At 44.5% G+C, this 1,150-nt stretch carries 1 protein-coding gene; it reads right to left on the bottom strand.

From position 1 onward, the window contains the following. Positions 1–18: 18 nt before the first annotated feature. The coding region (locus tag R5R67_RS19380; protein WP_318755196.1) for a phage tail protein at positions 19–1,150 on the bottom strand (1,132 nt) is incomplete at its 5' end.

Raw genomic sequence — 1,150 nt, 5'->3', positions numbered from 1 at the left:
CGCTAAAATAGCGAGTTGTTAAAGTGTTTCATCGGTATCTGAGACTTCCGGCGGTTCCACCCCAGCCATTGCAGCAGCCACAGCCTCGGATAAGTTTGTAGGCTGGAAATCAAAAGGTGTTTCAGTTGTAGGTGGCTCAGGCTCTGGTTCAGGTTCTTCATGCAAGCGAATATCAATCCAGCGACCTTCTGAAATATCTATAGGTAATTCCAAGTCTGCAACAACTGCAGCAAGTTCAAAATCAAACTTACGTTTATAAGTCTTAATAGATAGATCACCGTTTTCCAATGTGTCATACACCACAGCTACGATCGTGTTTCCATTTGCGTCTTTGGGTACTTCGATGTACCAACCTTCTTGGGCAAAGCCTAAAGAGCCTTTAAGTAAATAATCGCCTACATCAACTTTCTTAAATTCAATCGGCTGTTTTTCTGCATCACTATTGAGTTCGATATGGTCGTTAAACAACTTAACTACTGGTGAGGCTGATTTTAAGAATCCGTTTGCATCAACTGATGTATTGAAGCTGGTCTTTAAATGCCCCCATGCTGACCATGCATCAGATCCAGCACCATATCGATATGACATTTGGTGCCCTAGCACACCTTTGAAGAATTGCCATGAATAAGTACCGATTGAATCATTGGCGTGATAGCCCATCAATGTCCCATAACGCATAGGCATATAGAGAGAGTTTGCTGTACTCCCGCCTTGCCAGTCACCATGTGAAATGTTGGCAAATCTATTAAGCCCTAAAACAGACACCCAATCGGAAACAAGTGTCTTATTAAAAAGCGAAGCAACCGCATTTGCTGAATATCCCAATGCACCAGCATCACCCAGACCTAATGCAACTTTCGCACTAATTGCGGAGTTTGCACCCGTTCCACCTTGCGCGATTGAAAGTGCCGTTGTTAAGCCTTTGATCTCGGTAATATCACTATTTACACCACTGGCGGCAGCACCAAGATTATTTCGAGCTTCTGCTGCGGTTGTCGCCCCAGTACCACCTTGAGAGATTGCCGCTGTTCCTTGGACTTGCGAAAAGTTAGGGCTTAAATTGGGAATGCCGGAAGCGAATGGCAGCATAAATTGCCGCTTACCTTGGGCCGAGTTCAACTGGAACGGTCGATGGTCCCAATTAAATTTA

Origin of the sequence: Acinetobacter sp. OYA S30 (assembly GCF_033599315.1) — a bacterium.
Taxonomy (GTDB): Bacteria; Pseudomonadota; Gammaproteobacteria; order Pseudomonadales; family Moraxellaceae; genus Acinetobacter; species Acinetobacter baumannii.
The sequence above is the reverse complement of the archived record's forward strand: the minus strand, read 5'-3'. Positions and strand labels throughout refer to the sequence as shown.